Source organism: Bradyrhizobium sp. JHI2711, assembly GCF_056156565.1.
On sequence record NZ_JBPZPT010000005.1, the window covers coordinates 125,703 to 141,574 of the forward strand.

Annotated in this window: 12 protein-coding genes; 4 read left to right on the forward strand and 8 right to left on the reverse strand. The window is 66.1% G+C overall.

The features are described 5' to 3' along the window. Positions 1-16 precede the first annotated feature (16 nt). Positions 17-904: a MipA/OmpV family protein gene (locus tag ACTEK7_RS31240; RefSeq protein ID WP_225114190.1), complete on the forward strand. Its 888-nt coding sequence runs from the start codon at positions 17-19 to the stop codon at positions 902-904. 3 nt (positions 905-907) lie between these two features. Then, entirely contained in the window at positions 908-1,648 is a 741-nt protein-coding gene (locus ACTEK7_RS31245) for a hypothetical protein (RefSeq protein ID WP_225114191.1), read from the forward strand. Between the two features lie 60 nt (positions 1,649-1,708). Here the strand turns inward: ACTEK7_RS31245 and garD are convergent, their stop codons facing one another. The 7 genes from garD to ACTEK7_RS31280 form a co-directional block, all read right to left on the reverse strand. Continuing rightward, positions 1,709-3,250 (reverse strand): galactarate dehydratase, encoded by a 1,542-nt coding sequence (gene garD, locus ACTEK7_RS31250; RefSeq protein WP_225148302.1) that lies wholly within the window; start codon positions 3,248-3,250, stop codon positions 1,709-1,711. Between the two features lie 112 nt (positions 3,251-3,362). Then, entirely contained in the window at positions 3,363-4,811 is a 1,449-nt protein-coding gene (locus ACTEK7_RS31255; protein WP_057028773.1) for an aldehyde dehydrogenase family protein, read from the reverse strand. 23 nt (positions 4,812-4,834) lie between these two features. Beyond that, positions 4,835-6,178, reverse strand: a complete 1,344-nt coding sequence (gene gudD, locus ACTEK7_RS31260) for a glucarate dehydratase (RefSeq protein ID WP_225142579.1) — start codon at positions 6,176-6,178, stop codon at positions 4,835-4,837. A 24-nt stretch (positions 6,179-6,202) separates the two neighbouring features. After that, complete coding sequence (gene kdgD / locus ACTEK7_RS31265) at positions 6,203-7,147, reverse strand: 5-dehydro-4-deoxyglucarate dehydratase (RefSeq protein WP_225135903.1); 945 nt, start codon at positions 7,145-7,147, stop codon at positions 6,203-6,205. 123 nt (positions 7,148-7,270) lie between these two features. Then, positions 7,271-8,176 (reverse strand): LysR family transcriptional regulator, encoded by a 906-nt coding sequence (locus tag ACTEK7_RS31270; protein WP_109143167.1) that lies wholly within the window; start codon positions 8,174-8,176, stop codon positions 7,271-7,273. 489 nt (positions 8,177-8,665) lie between these two features. After that, entirely contained in the window at positions 8,666-10,612 is a 1,947-nt protein-coding gene (locus ACTEK7_RS31275; protein WP_225148303.1) for an SGNH/GDSL hydrolase family protein, read from the reverse strand. 134 nt (positions 10,613-10,746) lie between these two features. Continuing rightward, positions 10,747-11,829 (reverse strand): lysylphosphatidylglycerol synthase transmembrane domain-containing protein, encoded by a 1,083-nt coding sequence (locus ACTEK7_RS31280; RefSeq protein ID WP_036030193.1) that lies wholly within the window; start codon positions 11,827-11,829, stop codon positions 10,747-10,749. A gap of 430 nt (positions 11,830-12,259) precedes the next feature. Here ACTEK7_RS31280 and ACTEK7_RS31285 point away from each other — a divergent pair, with 430 nt between their 5' ends. After that, positions 12,260-12,766 (forward strand): YciE/YciF ferroxidase family protein, encoded by a 507-nt coding sequence (locus ACTEK7_RS31285; protein WP_036015620.1) that lies wholly within the window; start codon positions 12,260-12,262, stop codon positions 12,764-12,766. Positions 12,767-12,979: 213 nt separating this feature from the next. Next, positions 12,980-15,379: a bifunctional diguanylate cyclase/phosphodiesterase gene (locus tag ACTEK7_RS31290; RefSeq protein WP_225148304.1), complete on the forward strand. Its 2,400-nt coding sequence runs from the start codon at positions 12,980-12,982 to the stop codon at positions 15,377-15,379. Positions 15,380-15,383: 4 nt separating this feature from the next. Here the strand turns inward: ACTEK7_RS31290 and ACTEK7_RS31295 are convergent, their stop codons facing one another. Further along, positions 15,384-15,818, reverse strand: a complete 435-nt coding sequence (locus tag ACTEK7_RS31295; protein ID WP_036015623.1) for a hypothetical protein — start codon at positions 15,816-15,818, stop codon at positions 15,384-15,386. Positions 15,819-15,872: the final 54 nt, after the last annotated feature.

A 15,872-nucleotide genomic window follows, 5' to 3' on the forward strand; every position in this document is an offset into this window, starting at 1 on the left:
GGTCCGGGGCCCCGCAATGAATGATTTCGAAGAAGCCGCTCTCCGCCTCACGGCGATTGTGCGGCGGACGACCGCCTGTCTCGCCGCACTCGGTGCGATCATGGCGACTGCGCCATCAGTCTCGGCGCAGACCGCCTTCACGCTGCCAGCGCCGCCATTGGAGCTGCCGATGCTGCCCTCGCCGTCGGGCAACTGGACCGTCATGGTCGGCATCGGCGGCGAATACAAGCCCGAGTTCGTCGGATCGAACAACGGAAGGTTTGCTCCGGTCCCGATCTTCTCCATCCGCCGCGCCGGATCAGTCGACCAGTTTCGCGGACCGCGCGACAGCACCAGCATCGCGCTGCTCGACATCGGCCATTTTCGCGCCGGCCCCGCGTTCAAATACGTCGCCTCAAGGAAGGCCGACAAATATGCCGAGCTGACCGGCCTTGGCAATGTCGACGCCGCCTATGAGCTCGGCGGCTTCGTGGAGTATTATCCGGTCGACTGGCTGCGCCTGCGCAGCGAGTTGCGCCAGGGCATGGGCGGCCATACCGGCACCGTCGCGGATGTATCTGCCGACGTCATCGTGCCGCTGATTCAAAGGCTGACGATCTCGGCCGGCCCGCGCTTCACCTGGAAGAGCACCAATGCCACTGCGCCGTATTTCGGCGTCGATGCCGTGCAGGCGCTGGCATCGGGGCTTCCAAGATACGATGCCAGAGGCGGTGCGCACTCGGTCGGTTTCGGCAGCCAGATCTCCTACCGCATCAACCCGCAGTGGGAGGTCCACGCCTATGTCGAGTACCAGAAGCTGCTCGGCGATGTCGCGGACAGCCCGCTGGTGAAGCTGCGGGGATCCTCGAACCAGACCACCGTCGGTCTCGGTGCGTCCTATTCATTCGATTTCAGGATCCGATAGACCATGCGCGGTAAGATCATCCTAACTCTCGCTTGCGCGATCGCTAGCGTCGCGCTCGGCGCTGCCGCGGCGTTCGAGACGCGTGCCAGCCGGCTCCAGGCGATCAAGACCGTCGGCATCATCTCGGCGATCGGCGAGGAGATCAGCCTGACGCGAGCCGGCCTGACCGGGCTCGACAACGCCGCGCAGACCGCCTCGATCGGCGCATGGGGGCTGGACGAGCTGATCGTCCAGCAGGCGACGAAGCTGCTGAGCGGACGGTTTCATGTGCAGCCGGTGAGCTACCGGCGCGCGGCCTTCGCCGCAATCAGGGATTCGGCGGTCGCGCCGGTCAATCTGCTGCGGAGCGACCCGTTCAAGGAGCTGGTTCGCAGCGATGTCACGCCGCAGGGACTGGACGCATATATCGTCATCACCCGGGCGAGATCGAAGCTTGGAAACGGCCGCAACGTCGAGGGCGTCGGGTTCGCCGAATATCGGACGCTGCTTGCGGATTACGGACTGATCCACGCCTTGTACGAGGTTCGCATCATCGAGGGCAAGTCGTTCGACGTGATCGAGAAGAGGGCGGCCGCGCCGCTCGACAACACTGGAACGGTACGGATCGCCGGCCCGAGCGGACCGATCGAAGCGACGTTCGAGGACGCGGGTTCGAGCGAACGGCTGCGTGCGGCGATCGCGAACCTCATCGTCCGAAGCCTGCCGCTCACGCTGGGCGACATGCACTTGATCGAGGGACAGTGACGGTTCTGTTTTGACGCGTTTTCTTGACGCGAACCGGGACCCACTTCGCTCGGAAACGCTTTAGGTCACCGGCGCGGGATTGAACAGCGTGAGGTCGTTGTGGATGCCCCAGCGGTCCGACCAGGGTTTGGTTCGGCCGCTGGCGACGTCGAGGATCAGGCGGAACAGGTCCCAGCCGGTCTCCTCGATGGTCTTCTCGCCGGTTGCGATCTTGCCGGCGTCGAAGTCGATCAGGTCTTTCCAGCGCCGCGCGAGCTCGCTGCGCGTCGCGACCTTGATCACCGGTGCTGCCGCAAGGCCATAGGGCGTGCCACGGCCGGTGGTGAAAACTTGCAACGTCATGCCCGAGGCGAGCTGCAGCGTGCCGCAGATGAAGTCGGAGGCCGGCGTCGCGGCGAACAGCATGCCCTTCTGCGTCGCCTTCTCGCCGGGCGAGAGCACGCCGGTGATCGCGCTCGAGCCGGACTTGACGATCGAGCCGAGCGATTTCTCCACGATGTTGGCAAGGCCGCCCTTCTTGTTGCCGGGCGTGGTGTTGGCGCTGCGGTCGGCGCCGCCGCGGGCGAGATAGGAATCGTACCAGGCCATCTCGCGCACCAGCGCGCGGCCGACGTCCTCGTTGATGGCGCGGCGGGTGAGCAGCTGGATCGCGTCGCGCACTTCAGTCACTTCCGAGAACATCACGGTCGCGCCGGCGCGCACCAGGAGGTCCGCGGCGAAGCCGACGGCGGGATTGGCAGTGACGCCAGAGAAGGCATCGCTGCCGCCGCATTGCAGCCCGATGACAAGATCAGATGCCGGGCAGGTCTCGCGCTTGCGCGTGTTGAGCACCTTCAGCCGCGCCTCGGCCTGGATCATGATCGCCTCAACGATGGCGCCGAAGCCGTCGAAAGCCTCGTCCTGCATTCGCACGATGGCGTCACCGACGCCTTCCGGCACCAGGCGTTCGGGCGCGAGCTTCTCGCAGCCGAGGCCGACAACGAGGATCTCGCCGCCGAAATTCGGGTTGAGCGCGAGGTTCTGCAGGGTGCGGATCGGCACCACCGCGTCGGGCGCGGTGATGGCGACGCCGCAGCCATAGGCGTGCGTCAGCGGCACGACGTCATCCACGTTCGGATATTTCGGCAGCAGCTCGGCGCGGATGCGCTTCACCGCATATTCCATCGTGCCCTTGACGCATTGCACGGAGGAGGAGATGCCGAGGATGTTCTTGGTGCCGACCGAACCATCCGGATTGCGGTAGCCCTCGAAGGTGAAGCCTTCGAGCGGCGGCAGCGGTGCGGGGACGGCGGTCGAGATTTCGAGCTTGTCGAGGGCAGGGGCCTCCGGCATGCGGATGCGCGCCTCGTCCACCCATTCGCCGGCCAGGATCGGCGACAGCGCGTAGCCGATGATCTCGCCATAGCGGACGATCGGTTCGCCTTCCGCGATGTCGACCAGCGCGGTCTTGTGTCCCTGCGGCACGAAGGCGCGCAACGTCAGGCCGCTGGCAAAGCGCGCGCCGGCGGGGAGCCCGAAATCATTGACCACGATCGCGACATTGTCGCGCTCGTTGAGCTTGATGTAGCGGGGCTGCTCTTTCGCTGCGACGTCCTGGTCCATCTGCGCTGCCTCAGAAGTCGTAGGGTGGGCAAAGGCGCAACGCGCCGTGCCCACCGTCCTCACACCGAGCGTAAGTGGTGGGCACGCTTCGCTTTGCCCACCCTACGATATCTCAGCCCGGGAACGTGTAAGCCGTCTTCACCGTGGTGTAGAACTCGCGCGCGTAGGAGCCCTGCTCACGGGCGCCGTAGCTCGAGCCCTTGCGGCCGCCGAACGGCACGTGATAGTCGACGCCGGCGGTCGGCAGATTGACCATCACCATGCCGGACTCGCTGTTGCGCTTATAGTGCGAGGCGTATTTCAGGCTGGTGGTGCAGATGCCGGAGGCGAGGCCGAACTCGGTATCGTTGGAGATGGCGAGCGCCTCTTCGTAATTCTTCGCACGAATGACGGCGGCGACCGGGCCAAAAATCTCCTCACGCGCGATGCGCATGTTGTTGTTGGCTTCGGTGAACAGCGCCGGCTGGAGATAGTGGCCGGGATTCTCGCGCTTTAGCAGCTCGCCGCCGAAGGCGAGCTTGGCGCCTTCGTCCTGGCCGATCTTGATGTAGCGGAGGTCCTGATCGAGCTGGTTCTGATCGACCACCGGGCCGATATGCACGCCGGCCTTGAGCGCATCGTCCACGGACAGGCTGTTCAGGCGCTCGGCCATGGCGGCGACGAAGCGGTCGTGGATGCCCTCGGTGACGATCAGGCGGGACGAGGCGGTGCAGCGCTGGCCGGTCGAGAAATAAGCGCCGTTGACGGCGACCTCGACGGCAGTCTTGAGGTCGGCGTCGTCGAGCACGACCAGCGGGTTCTTGCCGCCCATCTCGAGCTGGAACTTCTTCATGGGGTTCGAGAGCACGCAGGCCTGCGCGATCTTGCGTCCCGTCTGCACCGAGCCGGTGAAGGAGATCGCGGCGACGTCCGGATGCTCGAGCAGGGTCTGGCCGACCACCGAGCCGGAGCCGACGACGAGGTTGAACACGCCCGCGGGAATGCCGGAGCGGGTGATGATCTCGGACAGCGCATGCGCCGAGCCGGGCACCAGCTCGGCCGGCTTGAACACCACGGTGTTGCCGTAGCAGAGCGCAGGCGCGATCTTCCAGGCGGGGATCGCGATCGGGAAATTCCAGGGCGTGATCATGCCGACGACGCCGACCGGCTCACGGGTGAGCTCGACGTCGAGGCCGGGACGCACCGAGGCGCCCTTCTCGCCGATCAGGCGCAGCGCTTCGCCGGCGAAGAACGCGAAGATCTGGCCGGCGCGGGCGACCTCGCCGATGCCTTCGGGGAGGGTCTTGCCTTCCTCGCGCGCGAGTAGGCGGCCGAGCTCTTCCTTACGGGCGAGGATTTCAGTCGAGATCTTGTTGAGCGCGTCGTAGCGCGCCTGCGGGGTCGACTGCGCCCAGGCGGGGAAGGCGGCCTTCGCGGCGGCGATCGCCTTCTCGGTCTGCGCCTTGTCGGCCTTGGCGTATTCGCCGACGAGATCGTTGGTGTTGGAGGGATTGATGTTCCTGGTGACGCCGGAGCCGTCGACCCATTCGCCGCCGATGAAGTTCTTCAGGATCGCTGTCATCTTTTTCCTCCAGGGGAACGTTTCTAACGCACGAGGCAGGGACGCTTGTCGTCAAACGTCCAGCCGGGGATCAAGTCCTGCATGGCCATAGCGTCATCCCGCCCCCCAAGTCCATGCTTCTTGTAGAGCTCGTGCGCGGCCTCGATGGCGGGGCGGTCGATCTCGATGCCGAGGCCCGGGCGGTCCGGGACGGCGATCTTGCCACCCTTGATCTGGAGCGGTTCCTTCGTCAGCGCTTGACCGTCCTGCCAGATCCAGTGGGTGTCGATCGCGGTGACCTTGCCGGGGGCGGCGGCGCCGACATGGGTGAACATGGCAAGCGAAATGTCGAAATGGTTGTTGGAGTGCGAGCCCCAGGTCAGGCCGTTGTCACGGCAGGTCTGGGCCACGCGCACCGAGCCTTGCATGGTCCAGAAATGGGGATCGGCCAAAGGGATGTCCACGGCCCCGAGCCGCAGCGCATGGGAGAGCTGCCGCCAGTCCGTGGCGATCATGTTGGTGGCGGTCGGCAGGCCGGTGGCGCGGCGGAACTCGGCCATGATCTCGCGGCCGGAGAAGCCGGCCTCGGCGCCGCAGGGGTCCTCGGCATAAGCGAGGATGCCATGCATGCCCTTGCAGAGGCTGATCGCCTCATCGAGCGACCAGGCGCCGTTGGGGTCCAGCGTGACGCGCGCGCTGGGGAAGCGTTTTGCGATTGCGGTAACCGCCTCGATCTCCTGCTCGCCGCGGAGCACGCCGCCCTTGAGCTTGAAGTCGGCGAAGCCGTAATGGTCGTGGGTCGCCTCCGCAAGCCGCACCACGGCCTCTGGCGTCATCGCCTCCTGGTGGCGGAGGTTGAACCAGTCGGGCTTGGCGGTCTCGCCAGTGACGTAGTCGAGCTTCGACTTACGGCGGTCGCCAACGAAGAAGAGATAGCCGAGCGTCTCGACGCTGGTGCGCTGCTGGCCTTCGCCAAGCAGTGCTGCGACGGGCAGTCCGAGATGCTGGCCGAGCAGGTCGAGCAGCGCGGATTCGATCGCGGTGACCGCATGGATCATCACGCGAAGATCAAAGGTCTGCTTGCCGCGTCCGCCGACGTCGCGGTCGGCGAAGGCGGTACGGATATCGGCGAGGATGTTGTTCATCGCGCCGACCGTCTTTCCGATCACGAGGTCGCGCGCGTCCTGGAGCGTCTGCCAGATCTTCTGCCCGCCCGGCACCTCGCCGACGCCGGTGTGGCCGGCATTGTCGGTGAGGATGACGATGTTGCGGGTGAAGAACGGCGCATGCGCGCCGCTGAGGTTGAGGAGCATGCTGTCGCGGCCCGCGACCGGGATCACCTGCATCGCCGTGATAACAGGTGCGCCGGAAATCTCAGTCTGGGCCATCGCAGGCTCCTCCCTGTCGTCTTGCTATTCTGCAGCCTGTTGTGACGATCGTGCGGCGGGCAGCTTCTGCACCAGTGCGGTCAGCTCCGCCATCTCCTGCTCGGTGAGATCAGTCAGCGGCGGACGGACGGGGCCGGAATCGCGGCCGATCACCTTCATGCCGGCCTTGATGATCGAGACCGCGTAACCCTTCTTGCGGTTGCGGATCGCGATCAGCGGCAGGATGAAATCTTTCAGGCCGGCCTGGATCGTGGCGTGGTCGCGCTTGCGCACCGCGGCGTAGAAGTTGGTGGCGAATTCCGGCACGAAGTTGAACACGGCCGAGGAATAGGTCGTCACGCCCATGTCGAGATAGGGCAGCGCGAAGGTCTCGGCGGTCGGCAGGCCGCCGACATAGGTGAGGCGGTCGCCGAGCTTGGTGTAGACGCGGGTCATCAGCTCGATGTCGCCGATGCCGTCCTTGTAGCCGACGAGGTTCGGGCAGCGCTCGGCAAGGCGCGCGAGCGTGTCGGGCTGCAGGATGGCGTTGTCACGGTTGTAGACGATGACGCCGATCTTCACGGCGGCGCAGACCGCCTCGACATGGGCGGCAAGGCCTTCCTGCTCGGAATGGGTGAGATAGGGCGGCAGCAGCAGGAGGCCGTCGGCGCCGGCCTTTTCCGCACCGATCGCGATCTCGCGGGCGATCGCGGTGCCGTAGCCGGTGCCGGCGAGCACGGGCACGCGGCCCTTGGTCTCGTCGACGGCGACCTTCACGACCTGCGGAACTTCTGATGGCGTCAGCGAGAAGAACTCGCCGGTGCCGCCCGCGGCGAACAGGCCTGCGACGTCAAAACCGCAGAGCCAGTCCATGTTGGCGCGATAGGTCGCCTCGTCGAAGGAGTAGTCCGCCCTGAACGGCGTGACGGGGAAGGACAGGAGGCCCGATCCGATCTTCTGGGCCATTTCCTGCGGGGTCATCTTGCTCATGGGCGCTCCCTTCTCGTGTTGCGGAGGACGCAAGCAGAGGCCGCACGTCCATGCGCCGTGGTTTAGGAGACCGTTCGATGCGCGTCCAAGCCAAAGCCTATATCGACCGATGCGGATTGAGCATCAATCCTCCGCCAGCTCCGCGGAGGATAATTCGCCGGCGATCTTGACCAGCGCCGACAGCAGCGGGTTCTCGTCCTCGCGCCGCCACACCATGAACAGCTCGACCGGAACGCGCGTGCGCAGCTTCAGCGGACGCAGGCGGACGTCGGAGATCTTCAGGCTCGCCGCTGCCGCCGGTACGATGGCGAGGCCGAGTCCGGCGCGCACCATCGCGAGGATCGAGTGGATCTGGCTGAGATGCTGGACGTAGCGCGGCAGCACGTCGGCACGGGTGAACAGCGCCACCAGGAGGTCGTGGAAGTAGCGGCTCTCATAGGGCGAATACATCACGAACGGCTGGTCGTCGAAATCCTTGATGGTGATGCCGTCGGCATTCGCCAGCGGATGCTTCTTCGGGATCGCCGCGAGCAGCGGCTCGGCGACGACGCGGCGGCTGGCAAGCTCGGGCCGCGCGATCGGCGGCCGCAGCAGGCCGGCATCGATCTGGCCAGAAGTCAGAGCCTCGAACTGGTCGCCCGATACCATCTCCTTCAGCGAGAAGTCGACCTCCGGCAGCTTGGCGCGACAGGCGGCGATGAGTTCGGGCAGGAAGCCATAGGCCGCGGCCGCGGTGAAGCCGACCTTCAGCGAGCCGGTCTTGCCCAGCGCGATGCGGCGGGCCACCTGCGAAGCGCTTTCGGCAAGCTTGAGGATGCGCCGCGCCTCCGGCAGGAAGCTGCGCCCGGCCGGGGTGAGGCGCACCGAGCGGCTGGTGCGCTCCAAGAGCGGCGCGTCGATGATGTGCTCGAGCACCTGGATCTGCCGGGACAGCGGCGGCTGCGTCATGTTGAGCCGCACGGCGGCGCGGCCGAAGTGCAATTCCTCCGCCACCGTGACGAAACAGCGGAGCTGGTTGAGGTCGAACATCGATACATGCCTTAGATGAATAAGGCGTTTCCCCGGCACTTCTAGCATCGATCACCCCCAAAACAAAGACGGCGGCCTTGTGGGCCGCCGTTGAGTTGCCTGGTCAAGCTCCCATGGGAGCCCTCAGGAGGAACAGGCTGATGCGAGACCGCCTCACGTCCGCTGCGGACGCCACTGCGCTCATCACGCGCCTCTCTCAGGCCTCGGCCGTTTGCCCGACACGAGTCCTAGAGGTGTGCGCGGCGAAGTGTCCAAGTTCAAGGCAGTATCGATCGATGCTGTTTTTGGATCGATGGAACGGCAGGTTGGGGAAGGATGCTGGCGCGAAAGAATCTGCGAGCGACGGTGATGCCGCTCGCACCGCTGTCATCCCCGCGAAGGCGACGAATCCAGTACGCCGCGGCTTCTCGATTCAATACTGCTGTCACGGAGTACTGGATCGCCCGGTCAAGCCGGGCGATGACGGTGAGTGTGTGGAGACAGCGCGCGCTATTGCTGCGCGCTGGGCAACAGCTGTGGCAATAGTCCGCGCGTCACGTTCGGCGGCACGGCGTCGAGACCGAGCACGGCGCTCGCCGCCGGCAGCGCCGCGTCGGCCATCGCGGCATGGCCCTCGGCGCTCGGATGCACCGCGCCGCCATAGACGGCGGAGAGCACGCCCCAGGCCGCATCGTGGATGTCGGTCGGCTGGCTCGCCGCCGGCAGGCCCTGCGGATAGGTCATCGCGGCGAAATAGCTGTCATTGGCGTCGCGGACCCAGCGCGCGCGGGGCAGGTAGGCGCGGTACTCCGAGGCGCCGCGGCCGCACAGCATCGGCTGGCTCGCCGCGCTGACGATGTCGGGATCGAAGCTCTGGCCGTTCGCGGCAAAGCAGCTGCGGTCGAATTCGGGATCGTTGCCGGAACGGGCGCAGAAGCCGTGCTCGGCGAACGCGGCCTGGTGCGCATCGACGAAGGTCATGCGGTCGGCTTCGGGATCGCGGCACAGCGCACCGCGGGTGCAGGTGGCGAGCCCCTTCAGCTGCGGCAGGAATTCGCTGTCGACGAAGGCGGAGACGCGGGAAAGGCGCTGCGGATCGGCATTGAAGGACGGGTGGATGTCAAAGCCGGCCCGGCCGCCGCGGCAGGGCGCGCCGCCGTCGGCGAGCGCAGGGTTGGCATAGGAGACATAGACCACGTGCGAGAGGTCGCCGCCGACCAGCGGCTTCAGCGCCTCGCGCAGCTTGACGAAATTCTGCGGCAGCTCGCGCTGGAGCGCATCGCGGGAATCGTCGACGCTCGCCAACACGCCGGAGCGGCGGAACAGCGCGCGCTCGGTCGCGGTTTCGACGATGACGTCGGCGACGAGGCCGGAGAAATAGACGTCGTTGGCACCGACCGAGAGCAGCACGAGATCGAGCGTGCGATCGGGCTGGCGCTTCTTCGCCGCGGTGACGGCTTCCCGCAGCTCGGCGACCTGCGCGTTCACGCTGGTGTTGCAGACGCCGGTCTTGCCGGGCGGGCATTCGCGGGCGCGCTGCGAGCCGAGCAGCCCGTCGCCGATGCTCGCGCCGCTGCAGGCGAGCGGCAGGAAGGTCACGGCGATGTGGGTGTAGCGCACCGCGAGCGCCAGCGCGGTGCGCGCCTGATAGCTGTAGAGCGATCGATGGCACGGCGCATTGAACCAGAGCGCGCTGTAGCGCTGCCAGTTGGCGAGCGTATCCGGCGCCTCGCAGGCGCGGCCGCCCTTGAAGCCGTGGCGGCTCGGCCGGTAGTACTGCGCGCCGGCGGCGCCGAGATAGGAGCGGAAGCAAAAGCCTTCGTCCGACAGCGCCAGCGGCCGGTCCGGGTTGCCTTCGCCGGAGGCGATGCTGTCGCCGAGACCTGCGATGAAGATGTCGCGGACCTGAATCTCGGTCTGGACCCGCTGGGTCGGATCGGAGCCGGCCGAGACATCGACGGTCGCAACCGTCGGCTTGCCGTAGCGGACGCGCAAATTGATCGGCTCGGCGCAGTCGAAGGTCGAGCTCTGCGGCCCGTCGCCGTCATCGAACGACCAGGCGCAGGTGGCGCCGACCGGCACCGCGCCGGTCAGGCGCACCGTCACGGGATGGTCGATCGGCGTGATGTAGTTCTCTTTGACATTGTCGCGGGTGCAGGGCTGGTTGACCCGGCCCTGCAGGTCGATGCAGAGCCGGTTGACCATGTTGCGGGCCCAGCCGCGGCCCTCGCTCTGGAGCTCCAGGGACTGTTCGGCGGCCAGAATGCTGCGGTTGCGCGCGTTCTCGACATGGAGCAGGAAGTCGCGCTCCTCGCGGAATAGCCGGAAGCGGTTACGCACCTCCCAGCTGATCTGCATGCTGCCGGCGTCCTGCGCGGCGGCGCGCTCGGGCGCAGCGAGAAGGCCGGCAAGCAGCACGGCGCCTGCCGAGAGGGTGCGAAGGAATACGGAAATCATGGCCCGCGTTTTCAACGGCAAAGTTGAGGCGGAAATAAGAGAGGATTGCGCGCCTGCCCGCAACTTTTGCCTGATGATTCCGAGGGGCCTTGATTGCCGGCGGCGGCTTGATTGCCGGCGGCGCCTTGGGCGGCTCAGCGCTTGCCGGCCTGCCGCAGCAGCCGTTCGCGCTCCATCGGCGTCACCTCCTTGGGCAGGTTGGCCTGCGCGCAGGCTTCCGCCAGCCGCCGCCGCTCCTGCCACGGCGCGACCACATTCGTCCAAAGCTCGCGCGTGCCCATGATGGAGATGGCAAGGCCGAACGGGATCACGAAATAGAGAATACGGAACACCAGCAGCGTGGCCAGAAGCTCCTCGCGGCCGAACTGGGGCAGCGCCACGAGCATGGCGGCATCGAACACGCCGATCGAGCCCGGCGCGTGGCTGGCAAAGCCGATCAGGGTCGCCAGGATGAACACGACCGCGAGCGACATGAAGTCGATCGGCGGGTTGGCCGGCATCAAGAGGTACATTGCCGTGGCGCAGAAGCCGAGATCGACGACGCCGATCAGGATCTGCACCAAGGTCAGCGGCGCCGAGGGCAGCACCACCTTCCAGCCCTTCTGGCCGAGCTCACGGCGCTTCTCGCCCATGCAGAGCCAGACCAGATACGCGCCGATCGATGCGAGACCGCCGAGGGCGATCAACCGGTTGAGCGAGGAGGGCAGCTGATCCATCGAGGAGGCCGCGTCCGGATGGATGGCCATGCCGATCGAGAGCACGAAGATGTTACCGAGCCAGAAGGTCAGGCCGGACAGGAAGCAGATCTTCGCGACGTCGATCGCGTTCAGTCCGTAGTCCGAATAAATCCGGAAACGGATCGCGCCGCCGGTGAAGACCGTGGCGCCGATGTTGTGCCCGATCGAATAGGACGTGAAGCTGGACAGCGCCGCGATGCGATAGGGCACGTGCTTCTTGCCGATCGTTCGCAGCGCAAAATAGTCGTAGAAGGTCAGCGTACAGAACGCGAAGAAGACGCAGATCGCCGCCAGCCCGATGTTGCCGCGGGGAATCTCCGTCAACGCGGTCAGGATGACCCCGGTATCGATGCCCTTGAGCGTCCGCACCAGCGTGGTGATCGCAAACGCGATGATGAAGATGCTCGCGGCGACGCCGAGCCGTCGCCAGCCGATCCATCTATTGAAGCCGCGTTTCAACGCGGGCAGCAGTCCGTGCATTCATCCTCCCGGCGGGGGGCAAGACCGACCGGGCCAGACATTGGCCGGTCGGGTGCGATCACGGCCAAAAGGCAGGCATCGATCGCTAGGCATGATCCAGCTCATTTAAGGCAAAATCAGCGGCTTGTGCAGCCCTTGACAACAATAGGTTCTGCGTTCGGCGGGCAACTTTGTCATACGCGGTTCATATCGGCGGCGCGTTAAGCATATGAGTCGCGAAACCAGGCTCCATCCGCGCGCTCACCGTGCCGATACGATCTCAGATCCCGGCGCCGTCCGCATTGTTCCAACGCAGAGCCGTATCGGCGTTTTTGGAACGTCGATGCCGCGTGGTCGTTAGCCTCCATCAACAATCGAACATGGCGGAATACGCGGCTTTTTCGCGCAAGCCGGCGCCTCCGTGTTCCCAAGACCCGAGAGGATCGGAACGATGGGACTGTTCACAAAAGACATCAAGACCATGAACGACCTGTTCGTACATCAGCTCCAGGACATCTATTACGCCGAGCAGCAGCTCACCAAGGCGCTGCCGAAGATGGCGACCAAGGCCACTGATCCGCAGCTGAAACAGGGCTTTTTGACGCACCTCGAGGAAACCAAGCAGCACGTTGCGCGGCTCGAGGAGGTCTTCAAGATGCACGGCGTCCCCGTGAAGGCGGTCGACTGCCCGGCCATCGACGGCATCATCGAGGAAGCCGACGAGACCGCCGGCGAAGTCGCCGATAAGGCGGTGCTCGACGCGGCCCTGATCAATGCGGCGCAGGCCGCGGAGCATTACGAGATCGTCCGCTACGGCAGCCTGATCGCCTGGGCCAAGCAGCTCGGCCGCAACGATTGTGCGGCGGTGCTCGCCAAGACGCTCGAGGAGGAGAAGGCGACCGACCAGAAGCTGACGACACTCGCCGAGAGCAAGGTGAATCTGCGCGCGGCGAGCTGAGTAGAGGAAACTGCGAGCGCCGCGCGACGGTCCGCGCGGCGCTTGTGCTTGTTCGCTTCCCGCTGCCGTGGTGCTGCTTCGGTGCGCCGTCGCGAGGATCAGCAATGTGAGCGAACTCGCTCATCTTCCATTCACCACTTCCGGAGCAGGTTTGTAGCTGGTTACCGATCGTCCACCACTGTCGGCTCAAGTGCGGGTCGATAGGGGCCGGCAATGTATCAAGTTCTCTACTGTCTCACCGACGAGCATGACTGGCGACTGGTGGCCCTTGGGGGCGCGGTGTGCCTGCTCGCCAGCGCCGCGGCGATCAGCCTGTTTCAGCGCGCACGCGCGACGCACGGAGCCGGGCGCCTGGCCTGGATCGCCCTGGATGCGGCCGTGAGCGGATGCGGCATCTGGGCGACGCATTTCATCGCGATGCTAGCCTACGGCCCGGGAAGCGCCGGCGCCTACAACATCCCGGTGACAATTCTGTCGCTGATGCTTGCGATCTCCTTGACCTTCGTGGGCCTCAGCATCGCCGTGGCGTCCTCGCGCCCGGTGTGGATCGTCGTCGGCGGCGCCATCGTCGGCCTTGGTGTCGCGGCGATGCATTACACCGGCATGGTGGCGCTGGAGATGCCGGCACGGCTGGATTGGATCCGGAGCACGGTTGCCGCCTCGGTGCTGTTCGGAATCGTCTTCGCAGCGCTCGCGCTGTTCGTCGCCGCGCGAGGTGACGGCATTCGACATGCGCTGAGCGCGACTGCTCTGTTGACGCTCGCGATCGTTGCCCATCATTTCACCGCGATGGGCGCGGTGCTGCTGACGCCGGACCCGACGATCGCGATCAGCGGGCTCTCGGTCCCGCCGGCCTCGCTGTCGTTCCTGACTGCCGGCGCCGCCGTCGCGATCATCGCGATTGCGCTCGTGGCCGCGCTGCTCGACCGCCGCGCCAAGGGCGAACTGGGCCGCCAGCAGATCGTGCTCGACAGCGCGCTGGAGAACATGTCGCAGGGGCTGTGCATGTTCGACGCCGACGGCAAGATCATCCTGTTCAACGAGCGCTATGCCGCGATGCTCCGTCGAACCGACGTGCCGCTCACCGGCCGATTGCTGGTCGACGTGCTCAGGGAAGAGCAGGCGAAGGGCCAATGGCAGGGCGACGCCGATGAATTCTTCGCCCGCCTCGTCGCCGACGCGCGCGAGGGCCGCACCACGACCGACGTCGTCAACCGGTTCGGCCGCTCCATCCGGGTCGTCAACCAGCCGATGCAGGGCGGCGGCTGGGTCGCGACCTTCGAGGACATCACCGAATGGCTGGAGGCGCAGGCCAAGATCTCGCACATGGCGCGACATGACGCGCTGACCAGCCTGCCGAACCGCGTGCTGTTCCACGAACAGCTCGAGCAGGGACTGCGCCAGACCAAGTCGGGCGACCAGCTCGCGGTGCTTTGCCTCGATCTCGATCACTTCAAGGACATCAACGACTCGCTCGGCCATCCCATCGGCGATGCGCTGCTCAAGGAGGTCGGCCGCCGGCTCGAGGCCACCGTCGGCGAACAGGACACCGTGGCGCGGCTCGGCGGCGACGAGTTCGCGGTGGTCCAGATCGGACGCTCCGAGGAGATCGCCGCGCGATCGCTTGCCGGACGCCTCGTCGAGGTGATCTCGGCGCCTTACCAGATCGACGACCATCAGATCGTGATCGGCGTCTCGATCGGCATCTCGCTGTCGCCGCAGGACGGCAGCAATCCGGACGAGCTGCTCAAGAACGCGGATCTTGCGCTCTATCGCGCCAAGGCGGATGGCCGCGGCACCTACCGCTTCTTCGAGACCGGCATGGATGCGCGTGCGCAGGCGCGGCGCCTTCTGGAAATGGATCTGCGCGCGGCGCTGCAACGCGACGAGTTTGAGGTCTATTACCAGCCGATCCGCGAGGTCGCCAGCGGTCGCGTCGTCGCCTTCGAGGCGCTGCTGCGCTGGAACCATCCGCAACGCGGGCTGATCGCGCCGATCAGCTTCATCCCGCTGGCCGAGGAGACCGGGCTCATCGTTCAGCTTGGTGAGTTCGTGCTGCGCTCCGCCTGTGCCGACGCGGCCACCTGGCCCGACGATGTCGACGTCGCCGTCAATTTGTCGCCGGTGCAGTTCAAGAGCCCGAACCTGATCGCGGCGGTGACAGAGGCGTTGGCCATATCGGGACTCGGTGCGCGGCGCCTCGAGCTCGAGATCACCGAATCCGTCCTGCTCCAGAACAGCGAGGCGACGCTGACGACCTTGCACGAGCTGCGTGCCATGGGCGTGCGGATCTCGCTCGACGATTTCGGCACCGGCTATTCGTCGCTGAGCTATCTACGCAGCTTCCCGTTTGACAAGATCAAGATCGACCGCTCCTTCGTGTCGGAGCTGGCGACGCGCGAGGATTCCATGGCGATCATTCGCGCCGTGACCGGCCTCGGCCGCAGCCTCGGCATCGTCACCACGGCAGAGGGCGTCGAGAACGACGCGCAGCTCGAGCTGCTCCGGCGCGAGGGCTGCACCCAGGCGCAAGGCTATCTGTTCAGCAAGCCGCGGCCCGCCTCGGATGTCGCGATCATGCTGGAACGGCCGCGGCTGCGCGCGTCGGCTTGAGAGGTCAGCTTCGGCGCAGCGCGAAATGCGCGCCGCAGAACGCCATCACGGCGCCGAGACACAGGGCGGCAAGCCCGGCGAGCACGCCCGAGACGGTCGGGATCGGGCTCGGCGCCGACGCCGCCTGACCCGCTCCCGCAAGCAGCAGCACGCCGACCGCGATCAGGAATTGCCGCATCCGCTGCGGGATCTGTCCGGAGACGGCGCTCTGCATCAGGCTCGCCGTGAAATAGCCGCCGGAGAAGCCGACGGTGGCGATCAGCCACCAGGCGATGGCGGCGCCCGCCGGAATGAACTCATGCGTGTCGGAGCGCCAGAGGCGGCCGAGATCGAGACCGTAGCGCGCGCCCAGCATGTGCACCGCGAGCGCCAGTAACACACCGGAGATCATCGCGGCGCCGAGAATCAGGCGGCGCGGAAAAAAGGTCGTCTCAGCCATGCCTCGCTTGTAGGATGGCCGGGGGCGATCCCGCAAGCCGATCGCCCAAGCGAT

Excerpts from the sequence above, each read along its gene's own strand:
- ACTEK7_RS31240 (WP_225114190.1), top strand. The coding sequence starts at position 17 with ATGAATGATTTCGAAGAAGCCGCTCTCCGCCTCACGGCGATTGTGCGG.
- ACTEK7_RS31245 (WP_225114191.1), top strand. The coding sequence starts at position 908 with ATGCGCGGTAAGATCATCCTAACTCTCGCTTGCGCGATCGCTAGCGTC.
- garD (WP_225148302.1), bottom strand. The coding sequence starts at position 3,250 with ATGGACCAGGACGTCGCAGCGAAAGAGCAGCCCCGCTACATCAAGCTC.
- ACTEK7_RS31255 (WP_057028773.1), bottom strand. The coding sequence starts at position 4,811 with ATGACAGCGATCCTGAAGAACTTCATCGGCGGCGAATGGGTCGACGGC.
- gudD (WP_225142579.1), bottom strand. The coding sequence starts at position 6,178 with ATGGCCCAGACTGAGATTTCCGGCGCACCTGTTATCACGGCGATGCAG.
- kdgD (WP_225135903.1), bottom strand. The coding sequence starts at position 7,147 with ATGAGCAAGATGACCCCGCAGGAAATGGCCCAGAAGATCGGATCGGGC.
- ACTEK7_RS31270 (WP_109143167.1), bottom strand. The coding sequence starts at position 8,176 with ATGTTCGACCTCAACCAGCTCCGCTGTTTCGTCACGGTGGCGGAGGAA.
- ACTEK7_RS31275 (WP_225148303.1), bottom strand. The coding sequence starts at position 10,612 with ATGATTTCCGTATTCCTTCGCACCCTCTCGGCAGGCGCCGTGCTGCTT.
- ACTEK7_RS31280 (WP_036030193.1), bottom strand. The coding sequence starts at position 11,829 with ATGCACGGACTGCTGCCCGCGTTGAAACGCGGCTTCAATAGATGGATC.
- ACTEK7_RS31285 (WP_036015620.1), top strand. The coding sequence starts at position 12,260 with ATGGGACTGTTCACAAAAGACATCAAGACCATGAACGACCTGTTCGTA.
- ACTEK7_RS31290 (WP_225148304.1), top strand. The coding sequence starts at position 12,980 with ATGTATCAAGTTCTCTACTGTCTCACCGACGAGCATGACTGGCGACTG.
- ACTEK7_RS31295 (WP_036015623.1), bottom strand. The coding sequence starts at position 15,818 with ATGGCTGAGACGACCTTTTTTCCGCGCCGCCTGATTCTCGGCGCCGCG.